This is a genomic window from Labrys sp. (in: a-proteobacteria) (assembly GCF_047605565.1).
In the GTDB taxonomy this organism is placed as follows: domain Bacteria; phylum Pseudomonadota; class Alphaproteobacteria; order Rhizobiales; family Labraceae; genus Labrys; species Labrys neptuniae.
Map to the genome: position 1 here is coordinate 25352 of NZ_JASGFM010000025.1, position 14809 is coordinate 40160.

Here is a 14809-nt window from a genome sequence, read left to right on the forward strand (position 1 = left end):
AGGCGCTATTTACCCTGGGGTCACTGGCGCAAGGCCGTACCTTCGGCGGCCTTGCTCGCAGCCTCCTCTCGCGAGGCAACATTGAGGACGCGCAGCAGCAGCGAGACATGGTTGCGCACCGTGAAGGGGGAGATGGCCAGCGCCCGGGCGATCTCCTTGTTCGACTTGCCCTGGACGATCAGGTCCAGGATGTCCTGCTGGCGTGGGGTGAGCACCGGGTTCAGGTGCAGGGTCTGGTCCGGGCCAGCCCAGGTCTCGAGTGCCGAGACCACCTGCTCGGCCGAAACCAGCTTGCCGTCCACACCGCCCGGCTGGGCCGTCAGCAGGAAGATCGTGGCATTGGGGAAGTGTCGGCGCAACTGCGCCAGCGCATCCTCGCCATCCATTTCAATGATCGCCATGACGGCGCGGCGGATATCGACGGGCGGGGCGGAGGAGGAAGACGTCAAAGCAATGTGTCTCAATCGAAATGTCCCAGTCATCGGGGTGCGGCGATTTCGGTGAAGCGATTTCCTGACGGCTGCCGAACCTGCGACCTTGCTTGCTCTCCTTCTGTCATGCCTCCACATGGCCGTCTGTTCCGCACGTGACTCGGGAACAGACCTATCGCCCTGCCGTCTCAGCCCGGCCTTTGCGCCGAGTTGGCGATCAATGGCTCAATCGTCGTTTTCGGAAGTGAGTTCCTCCGGCCGAAGGCCGGATTGGCGCGCCCCGCGGCGCAGGCGCAGGCCCGGCCCGCTGCCATCGTCGTCGAGGAACTGGATGCCCGCTTCTTCAAAGGCAAGGCGCATGGCCGCCAGGTCCTGCCTCTGCGGTACCCGTCCGCCCTTTTCAAACTCGGCGATGATGACTTTCGGCACACCGGACCGTTTCACCAGATCGGCAATTTCGAAATCCAGGAGAGCGCGGGCGGCGCGGCTGAGGGAAGGGGTGAGGGACATCGTGAACGCCTCATGCGGATGAACAGGCCAATATTTGGCAACAAGCGGCCTTAACAGGAGATGTAGGAAACAGCGAGGCGTTCGGCCAGTTCATCCCTCAAGATCGCAGGGAAGTGTTTCCGCGGCGGATGCGATTCCTGAATCGGATTCGATGCTGTAGAGGAGGGCCCCGACTTTTCAAGGAAGGACACTCCCATGGTCAAGCGTCTCCATCCCGGCGCGCGTTTCTGCAAGGCGGTCGTCGCCAACGGCATCGTCACCACCGCCGGCATCACTGCTGCCGACACCAGCGGCGACACCAGGGCACAGACCGCCGACATCCTGGCGCAAATCGATGCCCTGCTGGCCGAGGCCGGCAGTTCCAAGGCAAACCTGCTCACGGCCAGCATCTGGCTGCGCGACATCGCTCATTTCGGCCAGATGAATGCCGTCTGGGACAAGTGGGTCGACATGAACAACCTGCCTGTCCGCGCCACTGTGGAAGCCCGCCTGGCCACGCCGGAACTGCTGGTCGAGATCCAGGTCACCGCGACGGCCTGATCGTCCTGTCCAAGGCGCGCCGTGCAATGACGAGCGCGCCTTGGCAATTTCAGGCATATCCAGTCGATAAAGCAACCGAACCGGATCGAGCTTCTAGCTCCGTGCCACGCGGGCATAGGCGTCCGCGGGCATCCATTCGCCATTCTCGATGGGCAGGCCCAGGAAGGCCCTGAAATAGCGTTTCATGTCCGTCCTGTCACTCGCGTCGGGATGTTCGGCCAGCAGGCGCCAGGCCTGCATGATGTGGCCATGCGTGAAAATGGCGATGCGATCGAGCCCGAGCGCTTCAATATGGCGGGCCGTGGCCCTGACGCGCTCCAGCATCCGGGCGAAGGATTCGGCGCCCGGACCGTCGACCAGCTCGGGATCGGCGAGGCGCCAATAGGCGTCCACCAGCGGGCGGCGCTGCTCCATCGTGGTGTTCGCGCAGCGAACGGGCGACAGATAGGTGAACTCCTGCACAGGCCAGGTTTCGATCGGCACCGCCGCGAAACGTTCCGCCGTCGGCGCGGCCGTCTGGCGCGCGCGCAGATAGGGTGACACCACGATCAATTCCGGGGCACGTTCGAACCTGGCCGCCACTTCACGGGCCTGCAGCCAGCCGGTTTCGGTAAGCGGAGCCGATGAGGCGTCCTTGCTCGCAGCGCCGGCATTGGCCGTGCTTTCGCCATGGCGGATCAGCCAGAGCTCACGCGCCATGCCGCCTCCGGCCAACCGGCAAGGGGCCTCTCACTGGAATACCTCTCACTCGAACGTCTCAAACGGACGTCGAAGCCGATCTTCCCGAGTGACTTGGCGCGCGTTGAGCTTGAGCTCGCAGCCATCGCAAATATCCGGGCGAGCCGTGAAGGCCTTGGATGCCTTGTCCTGGGCATCCGGAGCCCATTGTGAGGCGGGATTTCCCAAAGCGGGCGCCTTGGCGGCCACAGGCGCCGGTTTCTTGTGTCGGGGTTGCTCCACCGTCAGATCCGGCAGTGCGAATTCCTCTGCCAGGACGGAGGTGCCCAGCAGCGGCAGGAGGAGGAGAGCGGTGCAGGCGGACAGCTTCATCGGGGAGCCCCAGCGTCAGGCATTGCCGGCACGACAAGGTCGGGCGAGTCGGTGGCAATATTCCAGCATAACACGCCTTCGACAAGGGGAAGAACGCTCGCCGAGAGAGCAACTTCGATACGGTTCTTGCCTTGGCCCCGGCCTTGTGGCTTGCTCCGCGGCGAAAAATGACGAGGAGCGATCCATGCCTGATCCGACACTCTGGGGACTGTTCGTTCTCGCATCGGTCACGCTGCTGCTGACGCCTGGACCGGCGGTGCTGTTCATCGTGGCGCGCTCGGTCGAACGCGGCAAGGTCGCAGGCCTGGTTTCCGTCCTCGGCATTCATCTGGGCACCATCGTCCATATCGTCGCTGCCGCGGTTGGGCTTTCGGCCTTGATCGTCTCCTCGACCCTGGCCTTTTCCGTGGTCAAATATCTGGGCGCGGCCTATCTGATCTGGATCGGCGTCCGCACGCTGATGGCGCCGGACCTGCCGCCGGAGATCTCGGCCAAGTCGAGCAAGCCGCTGCACCGGCTCTTTCAGGAAGGCTTCATCGTCAACCTGTTCAACCCGAAGACGGCGATCTTCTTCCTGGCGTTCCTGCCGCAATTCGTCGATCCGGCGCGCGGCGCCCTGCACTGGCAGATCCTGGTGCTCGGCTTCACCTTCATGGGGCTCGGCATGCTGAGCGATGCCATGTTCGCGGTGGCGGCGGGCACCGCCGGGGATTTCCTGCGCCGCAGCCGCCGCTTCCTGCGCTTCCAGCGCTGGTTCGCCGGCCTGTCCTTCATCAGCCTGGGCGTGACGGCCGCACTGGTTTCACGCAAATAGGAACGCCTTGGCGATACCGTGCCTGAGAGGCGCCCCGGCGGCGCTTCTCGGATCGAATAACAAGCTGCGCCGGTCGTTGGGAAGCGAGGTCGAGGATCGCCTCCTGCAACCCGAACGGAACTGGCGAAGGCCGACGATATTGGCGTGCCGGCAATGCGAGATCGCCCGCGATCATGTTTGCCAGATGCCGCTTCAGGCCAGCTTGCGGGATCCCTCTTATCGATTTCATCGATAGATAGGTTCTACGGAACTCGACTATTCAGCTGGGTCGCCCCGTGCCAGCATTGTCTCCACCGGCGCCGCCTGCTCATTGCCAGGGGCGGATTGGACAAGCGCGAGGCTGTATCATGGGCGAGTTGATCGACGGGCAATGGCATCGTACCACCTCGGCAAAGCTGACGGCCGACGGCCGGCTGAGGCGCCCGCCCTCCGTCTATCGCAACTGGATCTCCTACCAGGCGGACACGCCTTTCAAGCCCGAGGCCGGACGCTATCACCTCTATGTCTCGCTGGCCTGTCCCTGGGCGCATCGCACCCTGATCATGCGCAGCTTGAAGGGGCTGGAGACATTGATCGACATCTCCATCGTCAACTGGCTGATGGGAGAAGAGGGCTGGACCTTCGAGCCCGGACCGGGCGTGGTGCCAGACAGCGTGAACGGCGCAACCAGGCTTCACCAACTCTATACACTGGGCGATCCCCGGGCCACCACACGCGTCACCGTGCCCGTCCTGTGGGACAAGCAGACCCGGCGCATCGTTTCCAACGAATCCGCCGAGATCATCCGCATGTTCAATTCGGCCTTCGATGGCATCGGGGCGAGGGCGGGCGACTTCTATCCGGGCGAGCTCCGCACCGAGATCGACGCCCTCAACGAGCGCATCTATGAGAGCTTGAACAACGGTGTCTACAAGGCAGGCTTCGCCACCACGCAGTCCGCCTATGAGGAGGCCGCACGGGGCGTCTTCGAGACCCTGGATTGGCTCGAGCATCGGCTCGAAGGCCAGGCCTTCCTGCTGGGCGGGCGCATGACGGAGGCCGACATCCGGCTTTTCACGACATTGCTGCGCTTCGACCCGGTCTATCATGGCCACTTCAAATGCAATCGGCGCATGATCGCCGGCTACCCGGCGCTTTGGGACTATACGCGGATGCTTCATCAGCATCCGCTGATCCGGCCGACCATCGCCATGGATCATATCAAGGGGCATTATTATGCCAGCCATCCCTGGATCAATCCGAGCCGCATCGTGCCTCTCGGTCCCGACATCGACTATGATGCGCCACTGTCGGGCCTGCGTGCCTCGGCGGCCCGCGCAGCGTAAAATCTCAAGGAGCCTAGAGGTTGATCGCCAGTTCATCCGGCATCGCAGCGAAGGCTTCACGCAGGTGATCTGCCAGCATGATGCCCGCCCGCGTTGGATCCGGCGCGACGTGAAGCCGGATCTCGGCGCCGGGCAAGGCTGGCAACCTGTCCCTCGGGGACAGGCCACGCAAGCTGCGCGGCAGAAAACTCGATTTCACCACCGTGACCGCCAGCCCCTGGGTCGCAATGGCTTCCACCGTCGCCAGATTATGCGACACGAAGGCCAGTCGCCATGGCCGCTCCGCAGCGTCGAGGGCCTCGATCGCCCATTTGCGGAAAAGGCAGCCCGGCGGATAGAGCGCCACGGGGAGAGGATCGAGCAGCCAGGCCCGGTGCTCCGCACTGCCTGCCCATACCGGTCGTTCGAACCGCAGCAAATCCCCGCTCTCGCAACCCTCGCCATGCATGGCAATGACAAGCTCATAGCTCTCGCCGATACGGCTGAGCATGGGGCCGGTCAGGCCGGTTTCCATCTCGACGTGAATGCGGGGATAGAGCGCGAGAAAACGTGCCAGCACGGCGGGCAGAACGTGGCTCCCGTAATCATCCATCACGCCAAGGCGCACACGGCCCTCCAGCCGATGCTCGCGAAGCTTGCCGACCGCCTCCTCGTTCAAGGCGAGGATACGCCGTGCATAGGTGACCAGGCTTTCGCCGGCCAGGGTCAGCTCGACCGTGGTGGTGTTGCGGCGGAACAACTCGGCGGCAACCCGCATTTCCAGGCGCCTGATCTGCATGCTCACAGCCGACTGGGTACGATTGAGCCGATTGGCCGCGCGCGTGAAGGAGCGGTGATCGGCCACGGCCAGGAAGGCTCGCAGGAGATCAGGATCGAGCATCGGCAATGTCATCACACATCATGATGATGTTCCTGGCCGAAATGCAATTTCCTTATGAGCATCCTCTGCCTATCGAGGGGCATGGCCCTTTGTGCCGGCAGTGCGTGGGAGGTCGTGTCTCAAAGATCCGTTCCACCGGGCCTCTACGCCTGCACGACAGCAATGAGCAGAGGAGGCCTCCTTGTGCCCCTGACAGCTGGGATTTCCTCATTCCACCTTCCATAGGGTAAGGAAGCCGCCTTGATAATTCGTTCGGAACTCGGGATAAACTCGTCGAGACGGCTGAATTTCTGGAAAGGAAAGCCATGGACGGAGCATATTTATCGGCTTTGGCGGCTCTTGCCGGATCGAGCATCGGAGCGTTCGCCTCCTTTGCCACCACTTGGCTCAATCAGAGCTATCAGCAAAGGGTTCAGCGTCTATCCAATGAAATGTCACGGCGCGAAAGAATATTCGGAGAATTCATTGACGAGGCATCGAAAGTATACGGTGACGCCATGGAAAGCAATTTAACCGACACAGCGAAATTGGTTAAGCTCTATTCCATTAAAAATCGAATGAAACTGTTTTCGGGAGATGAGGTCATCGCGAGGGCCGAAGAGGTCCTGCAACTGATCGTCAAGAGATATTCGTCGGAAAAAGTGGACTTTTCTCACTTCGACGCCAACTCTCTTCGAGAATCCGATCTCTTGTATGGTTTTACGGAAGCCTGCCGGAAGGAAATCATTCGGTACTGAGTGTCGAACGGGCAGGCGGCGGCTGACTCACCCAATCCACTTGGATCGAACCCTGGATCAAGCCGCTGCTGCCAATCGTTCATCACGCATCGTGATAGCGTTCATCAACAAAATGCAATTCCCTCCAGAACCCAGCCTCCGCTAGCCTGTTCCGGCGAAGATCGAGATGGGGCAGGGGCGATGTGGGGTGTTCTGGCGGCTGTCCTTTCGAGCGGTATCGGAGGCACTGCCGTGGTCGCCACACGCTCGCTCTCGAAGGTGGTCGACCCGATCACTTTGGGCGCATTGCGCTTCGGCCTTGGCTTCGTGTTCCTGCTGCCGGTGGCGTGCCTGCGCCGCGAAGCCTGGCCGACGCGCCGCGACTGGCCGGGCGTGGCTGGGCTGGGCCTGCTGTTCTTCGGGCTGTTTCCGATCCTGTTCAATGCCGCGCTCTATTTCACCACGGCGGCACGTGGCGCCATTGCGCTTTCGGCCCTGCCGGTGCTGACCATGCTGGCGGCCTCGGCCTTGCGCGCCGAGACCATGACGGGACGCAAGGTCCTCGGCGTGCTGGTCACCATGACCGGTGTGGCGCTGGCGCTGCTCTCGGGCCTCTCCACGGCACCGCCGGGCGCCTGGCGCGGAGACCTCCTGATGCTCGGGGCGGCTCTGGTGATGGCACTCTACACGATCTGGTCCCGGCCTTTTGTCGCCCAGTCAGGGCCGGTTCGCTTCACTCTGACGGCGATGGGTATCGGGGCGCTTTGCCTCGTTTCGGTGGTGGCGATCGGCGGAGGATTGGCGAGTGTGCGCGGGCTTGCGCCGGAAGCCTGGCTGGCTGCCGCCTATCTCGGCATCATCGGCAGCGCGCTGGTCTTTTTCCTGTGGTCTTTCGCGGTCACCCATACGACGCCGACGCTGGTGGCGATCGCAGTGGCCGTCAATCCGATCACAGCCAGCCTGGCGGGGGAGGTGTTTCTCGGAGAAAGGCTGGGCTGGAACTTTGCGGCGGGTCTCGGCATGGTCTGCCTCGGCATCGTCATCGCGGCAACCAGGCCCGGTTTGCGTTCCGAACAGCCGTTCAGCGAGAAACGTCGGTTTCGCCTCCGAATACGACCCCGCGGTTGAACTGGTAATTATAGCCCGCATGCGCCCCGAAGGTGGAGCCGAGGTCCGAAGACGACCGGCTGGCACCGTCCGTGCTCCATTTCGACTGCCCCTGGGACAGGCCGGCGTGGCCGCCGACATAGAACCCCGTCCAGTCGTGGGGACCGGATGCTTTCTTGGAATCCAGGGGCGGCGGCGCGAATTTGTTCTGCTTGGGAGGAGCAAGCCCGTCGGCAAAAGCGGTACCGGTCAGCAGGAGCAGTGCGCCGGCGGCGATGGCGAGGATCTTCATGGTCGACTCCGGCAATTTCCGCAGATTGACCGCCGAATCTACAGAAGAATGCGACCGAATGAAGATCACGCGGCATGCCCCTCGCAATGCTCCGCCGCCACGGCTTCGGAAGAAGGTCGGCTTGTTCCCCACGCATCGCCTCAGGCGCGTCGATGCGTGATCCAGCCGCCCCAGAACAGGCTCGAGAAGAACAAGGTCGGCTCCTCGAAACCGGCCTGGGTCAACAATCGAGCGACCTCCTGGTCGGAAGCGGGCGGATCGGCGCCCTGCCGGATCTTGCCGAGCTTTGCAGCGATCTCGTTGGACGAAGCGCCCTGCATGCGCCAGCGCTCGCCCCAGGCGGCGAGAAAGAGCGGCTTGCTGGCATAGGCATGCCGGTTGCCGGCCAGGATGAGCGGCGCCCCAGCCTTGAGGCGGGCCGCCAATGCCGCGAGAACGGCCTGCTTGGCGGGGAGGCCGGGCAGGTGATGCAACACGCCGATCAAGGTCGCGGCATCGTAGATCGGCTCTTCCGGCAGATCCGCAACCTCGCCCAGCACGGGCGTCGTTCGTGCCGCCAGGCCTGCTTCGCCAACCGCCGCCATGGCGAGTTCGAGCATGGGGGCGGATGGATCCACGGCGGAAAAGTGCCAAAGCGGCTCGAGGCGGGCCGCCGAGAGGATTTCCTGGGCGGTACCGCCTGCTCCCGCCACGAGAATCCGCGCGGCGCGGCGCGGGCCGAGGTCGGCGGCGAGCAGGCAGGCGGCGAGTTCGTGGCACGCGTCATAGCCCGCCAGGGCGATACGGCTCTGGACCGCATATTCGGCGGCCCTGCCGGCGTCGAATTTTCCGGCCGCCCTGTTCTCAGTCTCGGTCATGGTCTTCTCCTGAACACCGCTCCTTTGCTGGCAAGAAACGATGTCGGGAAGGCCGGTTCTTATGCTGGTATAAAAATTATCTCTTAAAGATGCGCGCACCGCTTAAAAAGATGCGCGCACCGCTTAAAATCTTGCCAAATTACGCCGGGTCGCGCTGCCCCTCACCGTACCTCTCCCCGTAAGAACGGGGAGAGGGGGGCACAGACGTTGCAATTTGCCCGTCGATCCTTTCATCTCGCCCGACCGTTGAGCGAGGTGAGAGGTCCTCAGCATGAAACGCGACGTCAAAGTCTCCTCGCCCCGTTCTTACGGGGAGAGGTGCGGTGAGGGGCAGCGCGACCTTAACGATGTGCGGAGGAACGACAGCCAAACAATGCCAAACGCCCGAAGTGATCGAGCCTGAAAGCTGACCGCCGTCGGTTTACTTCAGTTCTTGGCAAAGCTCTCGGCCAGCCAGGACCGCATCATCGCATAGGATCTCGCCGCAGCCTTGGCATCATAGCGGCAATTGCCGGTCTTGCCGGTGGCCTCGGTTTCCGTGAAGCAATGCACGGCGTGGCCGATCTCGACGAATTGCCAATCAGCCGGGCTGCTGCGCATCTCCTCGGTGAATTTGGGCACGTCCGGGATGGTGGCGGTATCGTCGGCCCCGTTGATGGCGAGTACGCGTGCCTTGATCGACTTGGCCAGGGCCGGATCGTCGGTGCCGAGGCCGCCATGGAAGGAGATCACGGCCTTGGCGTCCGAACCGCTGCGGGCCAGGTCGAGCACGGCGCTGCCGCCGAAGCAGAACCCGATCGCCGCCAGCCGGGACTGGTCGATCGGCGCGTTGGTGGTGTTGATCTTCAACTGCTCGAAGGCCTTGTCGATGCGCTTGCGCATCAGGGCGCGATTGCCATAGAGCGGCCCGATGGCAGCCTTGGCCTCATCGTCGTTCTTGGGGCGGACCCCCTCGCCATACATGTCCGTGAGCAGGATGACGTAATCCTTGCCGGCGATCTTCTTGGCCTTTTCGACGGCGGTGTCGCCCACGCCATACCAGTTGGGCACCATGACCAGGCCGGGCCGCTTTACCTTGGCGGCATCGTCATAGATCAGCAGGCTCTTGAAGGTCGTGCCGTCCAGGGTCCAGTCGACCGGCTTGACCACCATCTTGGCAAAGGCGGGCGTGACAGCGAAAAGCGCGAGCAAAGGCAGGATGAGGCGGGCGAGGCGCATGGGATTTCCTCTCGACGGCGGATGAAACCTGGTCAGGCCCTCATGCTACCAGACAAAAGCAGCTTTCAAACCTGACGAGCGATGGTACCGATCACATTGACGAGAAGCCGTGCTGCTGTCAGCGCCGAAAGGCCGCTTTCATCGGCGGGCGGATAGAGTTCGACAAGATCGAAGCCCGCGATCCTCGCCCGTTTGCCGAGGCCCGCGATCAGGTCGATCACCTGGGTATAGCTGAGGCCGCCCGGCGTGCGGGCTGCCACGCCGGGCAGGACGCCGGGGTCGAGGCCATCGCAATCGAGGGTGACGACGACCTGCGCTCCAGCAGGAATGTGCCGAAGCGCCGCCTCGATACCCCCGGCGTGGATCTCGCGGGCAGTCACCAGATGGCTGCCATAGGTTCGGGCCGCCTCGATTTCCGCCAGGCGCGCGCTGCCGACGCCGCGCATGCCGACCTGCACGATGCCGGCCACATGCGCCATTTCGCTCGCGCGGCGCATCGGGCTGGAATAGCCCTGGCGCTCGCCATGCAATTCGTCGCGCCAGTCGATATGGGCATCGATCTGCAGGATCCAGACGGGGCCATGATCGGCAAAGCCGGCAAGGAAGGGAATGGGGACGGAATCATCGCCGCCGAGCAGGAGGGGGACGGCGCCCGCCGCCAGGATCTCGCGCGTCTTCGCCTCGATCCCATGCCGATTCCCGGCATTGTCACGCATGACGGTCTCGATGTCGCCGATGTCGATGCAGGAAGCAGGCCTGCCGTCGAAGAGCGGACCGCCGAGGTCGAAATCCCAATGCTCGACCAGGCCGGCATCCTCCTGGCTGGCGGCACGGATGGCATTCGGTGCCAGGGCGTAGGGGCTGCTGTCCTTGGCGGGATAGGTGCTGCCATGACCGGCCCCGAAGATCACCATGCGAGGCTTGCTGTCGCCGGCAAGGCGGGTGGGAAAATCCAGAAAGGTGGGCAGGGCGGTCATGGGGTTTCAATCCTGTCGGCGACAACTCAGGAGACGGAGGCCTCGACGATTTCGAGTGGGAACCCGGTCTGCTTGATGGTCTTGGTGACGATATAGGTGAAATAGCGGTCGATGCCGATCTCGGCCTCGAGCAGGCCGTCCATCAGCCGCTGGTAGGAATCGATGTCGGTGGTCACCACGCGCAGCAGATAATCGATGCCGCCTCCCACGGCGTCGCAGGCGACGATGGCCGGCTCACGCATGATGGCGGCTTCGAAGCGCTGGAAATCCGCCTGGCGGTGACTCTTGAGGGTGATCTCCACCAGGACCGTGGCAAAGCGCCCCAAGCGGGCGGCGTCGATGACGGCGCCATAGCGGGCGATCGCACCGGCCTTTTCCAGGCGGCGCAGCCGCTCCCAGCATGCAGCGGCCGACAGGCCGGCCTCGGTGGCGAGGTTCAGCTTGGTGATGCGGCCATCGCGCTGCAGGGCAGCGAGGATCTTCAAATCGATCTTGTCGAGTTTCAACATGGCGCCGACGAATGGATTGGTATAATACGGATAGGCTTCGGTATTGTATCAGGACAATTACATGCCACTCTCCAATTCTGATCGTTTCGGGCGATTTGTCGAATCGCGGGCGCCTCTCGCGGCGGCGGCAGAATGGCGGCCAGTCCTACCGCGCCGCAAGGGCGTGACCAAGCACAAGCTCCTGACCGACCTGATCATCGCCGATGTCGAGGCCGAGATCCTGAAGCCCGGCACGCGCATGCCGACTCATCGCGACCTAGCCCACGCCCTCAAGGTTTCGGTGCAGACGGTCAGCATCAGCTACAAGGAAGCGGAAAGGCGGGGGTTCCTGCGCGGCGAAGTCGGGCGGGGCACCTTCGTGCGCGACCGGGTGACCGAGCGCGCCGAGCGTTTCATGCTCGACCGCTCCCCCGGCCAGACGGCCGACCTGTCCATCATCCGCGCCGTCTATACCGAAGCGCATGAGCGCGCCTCGCGGCAGGCGATGGCGCGCCTGGGCGACGGCGACAACAGCGCCTTCATGCGCCCTTGCCGCCCGATCGCCGGCCTCGACCGGCACCGGACGGCCGCCAGATCCTGGCTGCGCGGGCTCGGCGTTGAGGCGGAGGCCGAGCGCGTCCTGATCACCAATGGCGCAGCCCATGGCCTCTTCCTGGCCGTGGCCTCGGTGGTCCATCCCGGCGACCTGGTGTTGACCGAGAACCTGACGGATCACGGCATCATCGGCCTGGCCTCGTTGCTGGGCTTCACCCTGCGCGGCTTGCCGACGGACACGCAAGGCATCCTGCCCGAAGCGTTTGAAGCCGCCTGTGCGGCCGGGGGCGTCAAGGCGCTCGTCCTCATTCCCTCGCTCGGAAACCCGACCAGCCACGTCGCCGGCGCCGAACGCCGGCGGGAGATTGCCGACATCGCTGCCCGGTATGGCATCTTCGTGATCGAGGACGAGGTCTACAAACCCCTGCTCGACGAGCCTTTGCCTTCGATCGCCCAGATGCTGCCCGAACTCGGATTCTTCGCCACCTCGATGACCAAGTCGGTGATGACGGGTTTGCGCGTCGGCTACCTCGTGGTGCCGCCGGCCTATTCGATCCGCGTCGGCAGCATCATGCGGGTCACGAGCTGGAGCGCCACCAACCTGCCGGCGGAGATCGCCTCGCTGTGGATCGAGGACGGCACGGCGCAGGCCCTCGTCGACCTGCAGCGCCAGGAAGCGCGCGCCCGCCAGGCCATCGTCGCGCAGGTGCTCGGCGACATCGTCGCGTCCAGCCATCCCCTGTCGCTCTGCGCCTGGCTGAAAGTGCCGCCACGCTGGACGGAGGAGGGGCTGGTGCGCGCACTTGCCCAGCGCGCCATCGCGGTGACGCCCTCCGATCCCTTCGTAGCCGGAGAAGTCCGCCCGGGGGGAATCCGCATCTGCCTGGGCGGACGGCTGTCGCATGCCGCCCTGGCGGAGACGCTCGCATCGGTGCGCGCCACCTTCGAGCAGTTGCCGCCGGTGTTCGACGCCCGTCTCATCGCATGACCGTGCTCTGTATCATTACAATATAATAATTGACATGATTTTTGTATCGTAACACCATCCCTCCCAAGCCAGGAGGGATGGGTTCGATGCCGGTCGCGGTCACCATCGACGAGATCAGGGCCGCCCATGCGCGGATCGCAGGGCACGTGGTCCGAACGCCGCTGCGTCCAGCACTCTCCCTGTCGCGGGATGGTTCGCCGGTTCATCTCAAGCTGGAGACGCGCCAGACCACCGGCTCGTTCAAGCTGCGCGGCGCCACCAATGCCGTTCTGTCACTGGATGCATCGGCCCAAGGGGGCGCCGCGGGGGTCGTCACCGCCTCGACGGGAAACCACGGCCGCGCGGTCGCGCACGCCGCCAAGGCCCGCGGCATCCGGGCGGTGGTCTGCATGTCGCAACTGGTTCCGGCAAACAAGGTCGAGGCCGTCCGCGCGCTCGGCGCCGAGGTGCGCATCGTCGGCTGCTCCCAGGATGACGCGCAGAACGAGGTCGACCGGCTGGTGGCCGAGGGAGGCCTTGCCGAAATCCCGCCTTTCGACCACCCAGCCGTGATCGCCGGGCAGGGAACGATCGGGCTCGAAATCATCGCCGACCTCCCGGACGTCGAACTCGTGCTGGTGCCACTCTCCGGCGGCGGACTGGCAGGCGGGATCGCAGCAGCCGTCAAGGCGCTCCGCCCCCAGGCCAAGGTCGTCGGCATCTCGATGGCCCGGGGCGCTGCCATGCATGCCAGCCTGTTGGCCGGCAAGCCGGTCGAGGTCGAGGAATTGCCGACGCTGGCAGATTCGCTCGGCGGCGGTATCGGCCTCGCCAATCGCTACAGCTTCGCCCTGTGCCGCGACTTCCTCGACGAGGTCATCCTGCTGAGCGAGGAGGAAGTGGCGGCCGGGATCCGGCATGCCTTCAGAGCAGAAGACGAAATCGTCGAAGGCGCCGCAGGCGTCGGCATCGCCGCCTTGCTGGCCGGCAAGCTCAGGCCGTCGGGACCGACGGCGATCGTGGTGTCCGGCCGCAACATCGATCCGGAGCTGCATCGCCGCATCGTGGAAGAGGGAGTGGCGGCATGATCGTGCTGACAGAAGCCGAATTGCGCCGTTGCGTGGCGCTCGACGCAGATGCCGTCGATTGTGTCGAGCAAGCCTTCCTGGCCCTCGCAACCGAAGCGGTGGCCATGCCGCCGATCCTCCGGCTCGACATTCCCGAGCATCGCGGCGAGGTGGACGTCAAGACCGCCTATATTCCCGGTGTCGAGGGCTTCGCCATCAAGATCAGCCCGGGCTTCTTCGACAATCCCAAGCTCGGCCTGCCCAGCCTCAACGGCCTGATGGTGCTGCTGAGCAGCCGGACGGGCCTGGTCGAAGCCCTGCTGCTCGACAATGGCTATCTCACGCAGATCCGCACCGCCGCAGCGGGCGCCGTCGCCGCCCGCCACCTGGCCAGGGCCGATGCACGCATCGCCGCCATCATCGGCGGCGGCGAACAGGCCCGTCTGCAGCTCGAAGCTCTACGCCTGGTCCGGCCGATCGACCGGGCCCGGCTCTGGGCTCGCGATACCGCCAAGGCCGTGACGACGGCAGAGGACCTGTCGCAACGCCTGGGTATTCCGGTCGCGCCGGCCGCCAGCGTCGAGGCGGCCTGCGCCGGGGCCGACATCATCGTCACCACCACGCCGGCCGAACGCCCGGTTCTCAAAGCCGAATGGCTGGCACCCGGACAGCATGTCACGGCAATGGGCTCGGATTCCGAGCACAAGAACGAAGTGGATCCGGCCGTGTTCGGCAAGACGGTCTATGTCGCCGACAGCCTTGCCCAGACAAGGCGGCTCGGCGAACTCGCCCACGCCATCAAGGCGGGAACCGCAGCGGCCGATGCGGTGTTTGCCGAACTGGGACAGGTGATCGCCGGCAAGGCCGAGGGGCGCCGGAGCGATGCCGACATCACCCTTTGCGACCTGACCGGCACCGGCGTGCAGGATACCGCCATCGCCACGCTCGCTTTTCGCCGGGCCGCCGCCACCGGGGCGGGCCAGACTTTCGAGACAATCAAGGGAAAGTGACGCAA

At 64.3% G+C, this 14809-nt stretch carries 18 protein-coding genes; 8 read left to right on the top strand and 10 right to left on the bottom strand.

Features of this window, described 5'->3' with window-relative positions; translation table 11 throughout:
* Window positions 1-20: 20 nt before the first annotated feature.
* Both QM672_RS20760 and QM672_RS20765 read right to left on the bottom strand, forming a co-directional pair.
* Window positions 21-449 carry a response regulator transcription factor gene (locus QM672_RS20760; RefSeq protein ID WP_311938330.1) on the bottom strand — a complete coding sequence of 143 codons (429 nt, stop codon included), beginning with the start codon at window positions 447-449 and terminating at the stop codon, window positions 21-23.
* 207 nt (window positions 450-656) lie between these two features.
* A complete protein-coding gene (locus QM672_RS20765) occupies window positions 657-941 on the bottom strand; it encodes a transcriptional regulator (RefSeq protein WP_311938331.1) in 285 nt (94 codons plus the stop codon).
* Window positions 942-1136: 195 nt separating this feature from the next.
* On the opposite strand from QM672_RS20765, the gene QM672_RS20770 reads away from it, so the two are divergent.
* Window positions 1137-1481 carry a RidA family protein gene (locus QM672_RS20770; RefSeq protein WP_311938332.1) on the top strand — a complete coding sequence of 115 codons (345 nt, stop codon included), beginning with the start codon at window positions 1137-1139 and terminating at the stop codon, window positions 1479-1481.
* A 93-nt stretch (window positions 1482-1574) separates the two neighbouring features.
* On the opposite strand, the gene QM672_RS20775 is transcribed toward QM672_RS20770, so the two are convergent.
* Both QM672_RS20775 and QM672_RS20780 read right to left on the bottom strand, forming a co-directional pair.
* Window positions 1575-2180 (bottom strand): histidine phosphatase family protein, encoded by a 606-nt coding sequence (locus tag QM672_RS20775; RefSeq protein WP_415084829.1) that lies wholly within the window; start codon window positions 2178-2180, stop codon window positions 1575-1577.
* Between the two features lie 45 nt (window positions 2181-2225).
* Window positions 2226-2531, bottom strand: coding sequence for a hypothetical protein (locus QM672_RS20780; protein WP_311938334.1), 306 nt, complete (start codon window positions 2529-2531; stop codon window positions 2226-2228).
* Window positions 2532-2715: 184 nt separating this feature from the next.
* Here QM672_RS20780 and QM672_RS20785 point away from each other — a divergent pair, with 184 nt between their 5' ends.
* Together QM672_RS20785 and QM672_RS20790 are read left to right on the top strand one after the other, a co-directional pair.
* Window positions 2716-3345 carry a LysE family translocator gene (locus QM672_RS20785; RefSeq protein WP_415084831.1) on the top strand — a complete coding sequence of 210 codons (630 nt, stop codon included), beginning with the start codon at window positions 2716-2718 and terminating at the stop codon, window positions 3343-3345.
* Between the two features lie 347 nt (window positions 3346-3692).
* Window positions 3693-4670 carry a glutathione S-transferase family protein gene (locus QM672_RS20790; RefSeq protein WP_415084833.1) on the top strand — a complete coding sequence of 326 codons (978 nt, stop codon included), beginning with the start codon at window positions 3693-3695 and terminating at the stop codon, window positions 4668-4670.
* A gap of 13 nt (window positions 4671-4683) precedes the next feature.
* Here the strand turns inward: QM672_RS20790 and QM672_RS20795 are convergent, their stop codons facing one another.
* Window positions 4684-5562, bottom strand: coding sequence for a LysR family transcriptional regulator (locus tag QM672_RS20795; protein WP_415084835.1), 879 nt, complete (start codon window positions 5560-5562; stop codon window positions 4684-4686).
* 293 nt (window positions 5563-5855) lie between these two features.
* On the opposite strand from QM672_RS20795, the gene QM672_RS20800 reads away from it, so the two are divergent.
* Both QM672_RS20800 and QM672_RS20805 read left to right on the top strand, forming a co-directional pair.
* Window positions 5856-6287, top strand: coding sequence for a hypothetical protein (locus tag QM672_RS20800; RefSeq protein ID WP_311938339.1), 432 nt, complete (start codon window positions 5856-5858; stop codon window positions 6285-6287).
* Between the two features lie 180 nt (window positions 6288-6467).
* Window positions 6468-7394, top strand: coding sequence for a DMT family transporter (locus QM672_RS20805; RefSeq protein ID WP_415084838.1), 927 nt, complete (start codon window positions 6468-6470; stop codon window positions 7392-7394).
* On the opposite strand, the gene QM672_RS20810 is transcribed toward QM672_RS20805, so the two are convergent.
* The 5 genes from QM672_RS20810 to QM672_RS20830 form a co-directional block, all read right to left on the bottom strand.
* Complete coding sequence (locus tag QM672_RS20810) at window positions 7348-7665, bottom strand: hypothetical protein (RefSeq protein ID WP_311938341.1); 318 nt, start codon at window positions 7663-7665, stop codon at window positions 7348-7350. The two genes, QM672_RS20805 and QM672_RS20810, sit on opposite strands and share 47 nt — an antisense overlap.
* A 140-nt stretch (window positions 7666-7805) precedes the next feature.
* On the bottom strand, window positions 7806-8522 hold the full coding sequence (locus QM672_RS20815) for a class I SAM-dependent methyltransferase (protein ID WP_415084840.1): 717 nt from the start codon (window positions 8520-8522) through the stop codon (window positions 7806-7808).
* A 426-nt stretch (window positions 8523-8948) separates the two neighbouring features.
* Window positions 8949-9740 (bottom strand): dienelactone hydrolase family protein, encoded by a 792-nt coding sequence (locus QM672_RS20820; RefSeq protein WP_415084842.1) that lies wholly within the window; start codon window positions 9738-9740, stop codon window positions 8949-8951.
* Window positions 9741-9805: 65 nt separating this feature from the next.
* Complete coding sequence (locus QM672_RS20825) at window positions 9806-10717, bottom strand: agmatinase (RefSeq protein ID WP_367622687.1); 912 nt, start codon at window positions 10715-10717, stop codon at window positions 9806-9808.
* A 26-nt stretch (window positions 10718-10743) separates the two neighbouring features.
* Window positions 10744-11223 (bottom strand): Lrp/AsnC family transcriptional regulator, encoded by a 480-nt coding sequence (locus QM672_RS20830; protein WP_367623418.1) that lies wholly within the window; start codon window positions 11221-11223, stop codon window positions 10744-10746.
* Window positions 11224-11287: 64 nt separating this feature from the next.
* On the opposite strand from QM672_RS20830, the gene QM672_RS20835 reads away from it, so the two are divergent.
* The 3 genes from QM672_RS20835 to eutC all read left to right on the top strand — a co-directional run bounded on the left by QM672_RS20835 (window position 11288) and on the right by eutC (window position 14804).
* Window positions 11288-12748, top strand: coding sequence for a PLP-dependent aminotransferase family protein (locus tag QM672_RS20835; RefSeq protein ID WP_311938345.1), 1461 nt, complete (start codon window positions 11288-11290; stop codon window positions 12746-12748).
* A gap of 86 nt (window positions 12749-12834) precedes the next feature.
* Window positions 12835-13815, top strand: a complete 981-nt coding sequence (gene eutB, locus QM672_RS20840; RefSeq protein WP_311938346.1) for a hydroxyectoine utilization dehydratase EutB — start codon at window positions 12835-12837, stop codon at window positions 13813-13815.
* Window positions 13812-14804 carry an ectoine utilization protein EutC gene (gene eutC / locus QM672_RS20845; protein ID WP_415084845.1) on the top strand — a complete coding sequence of 331 codons (993 nt, stop codon included), beginning with the start codon at window positions 13812-13814 and terminating at the stop codon, window positions 14802-14804. The genes eutB and eutC overlap by 4 nt, the downstream gene beginning before the upstream one ends.
* Window positions 14805-14809: the final 5 nt, after the last annotated feature.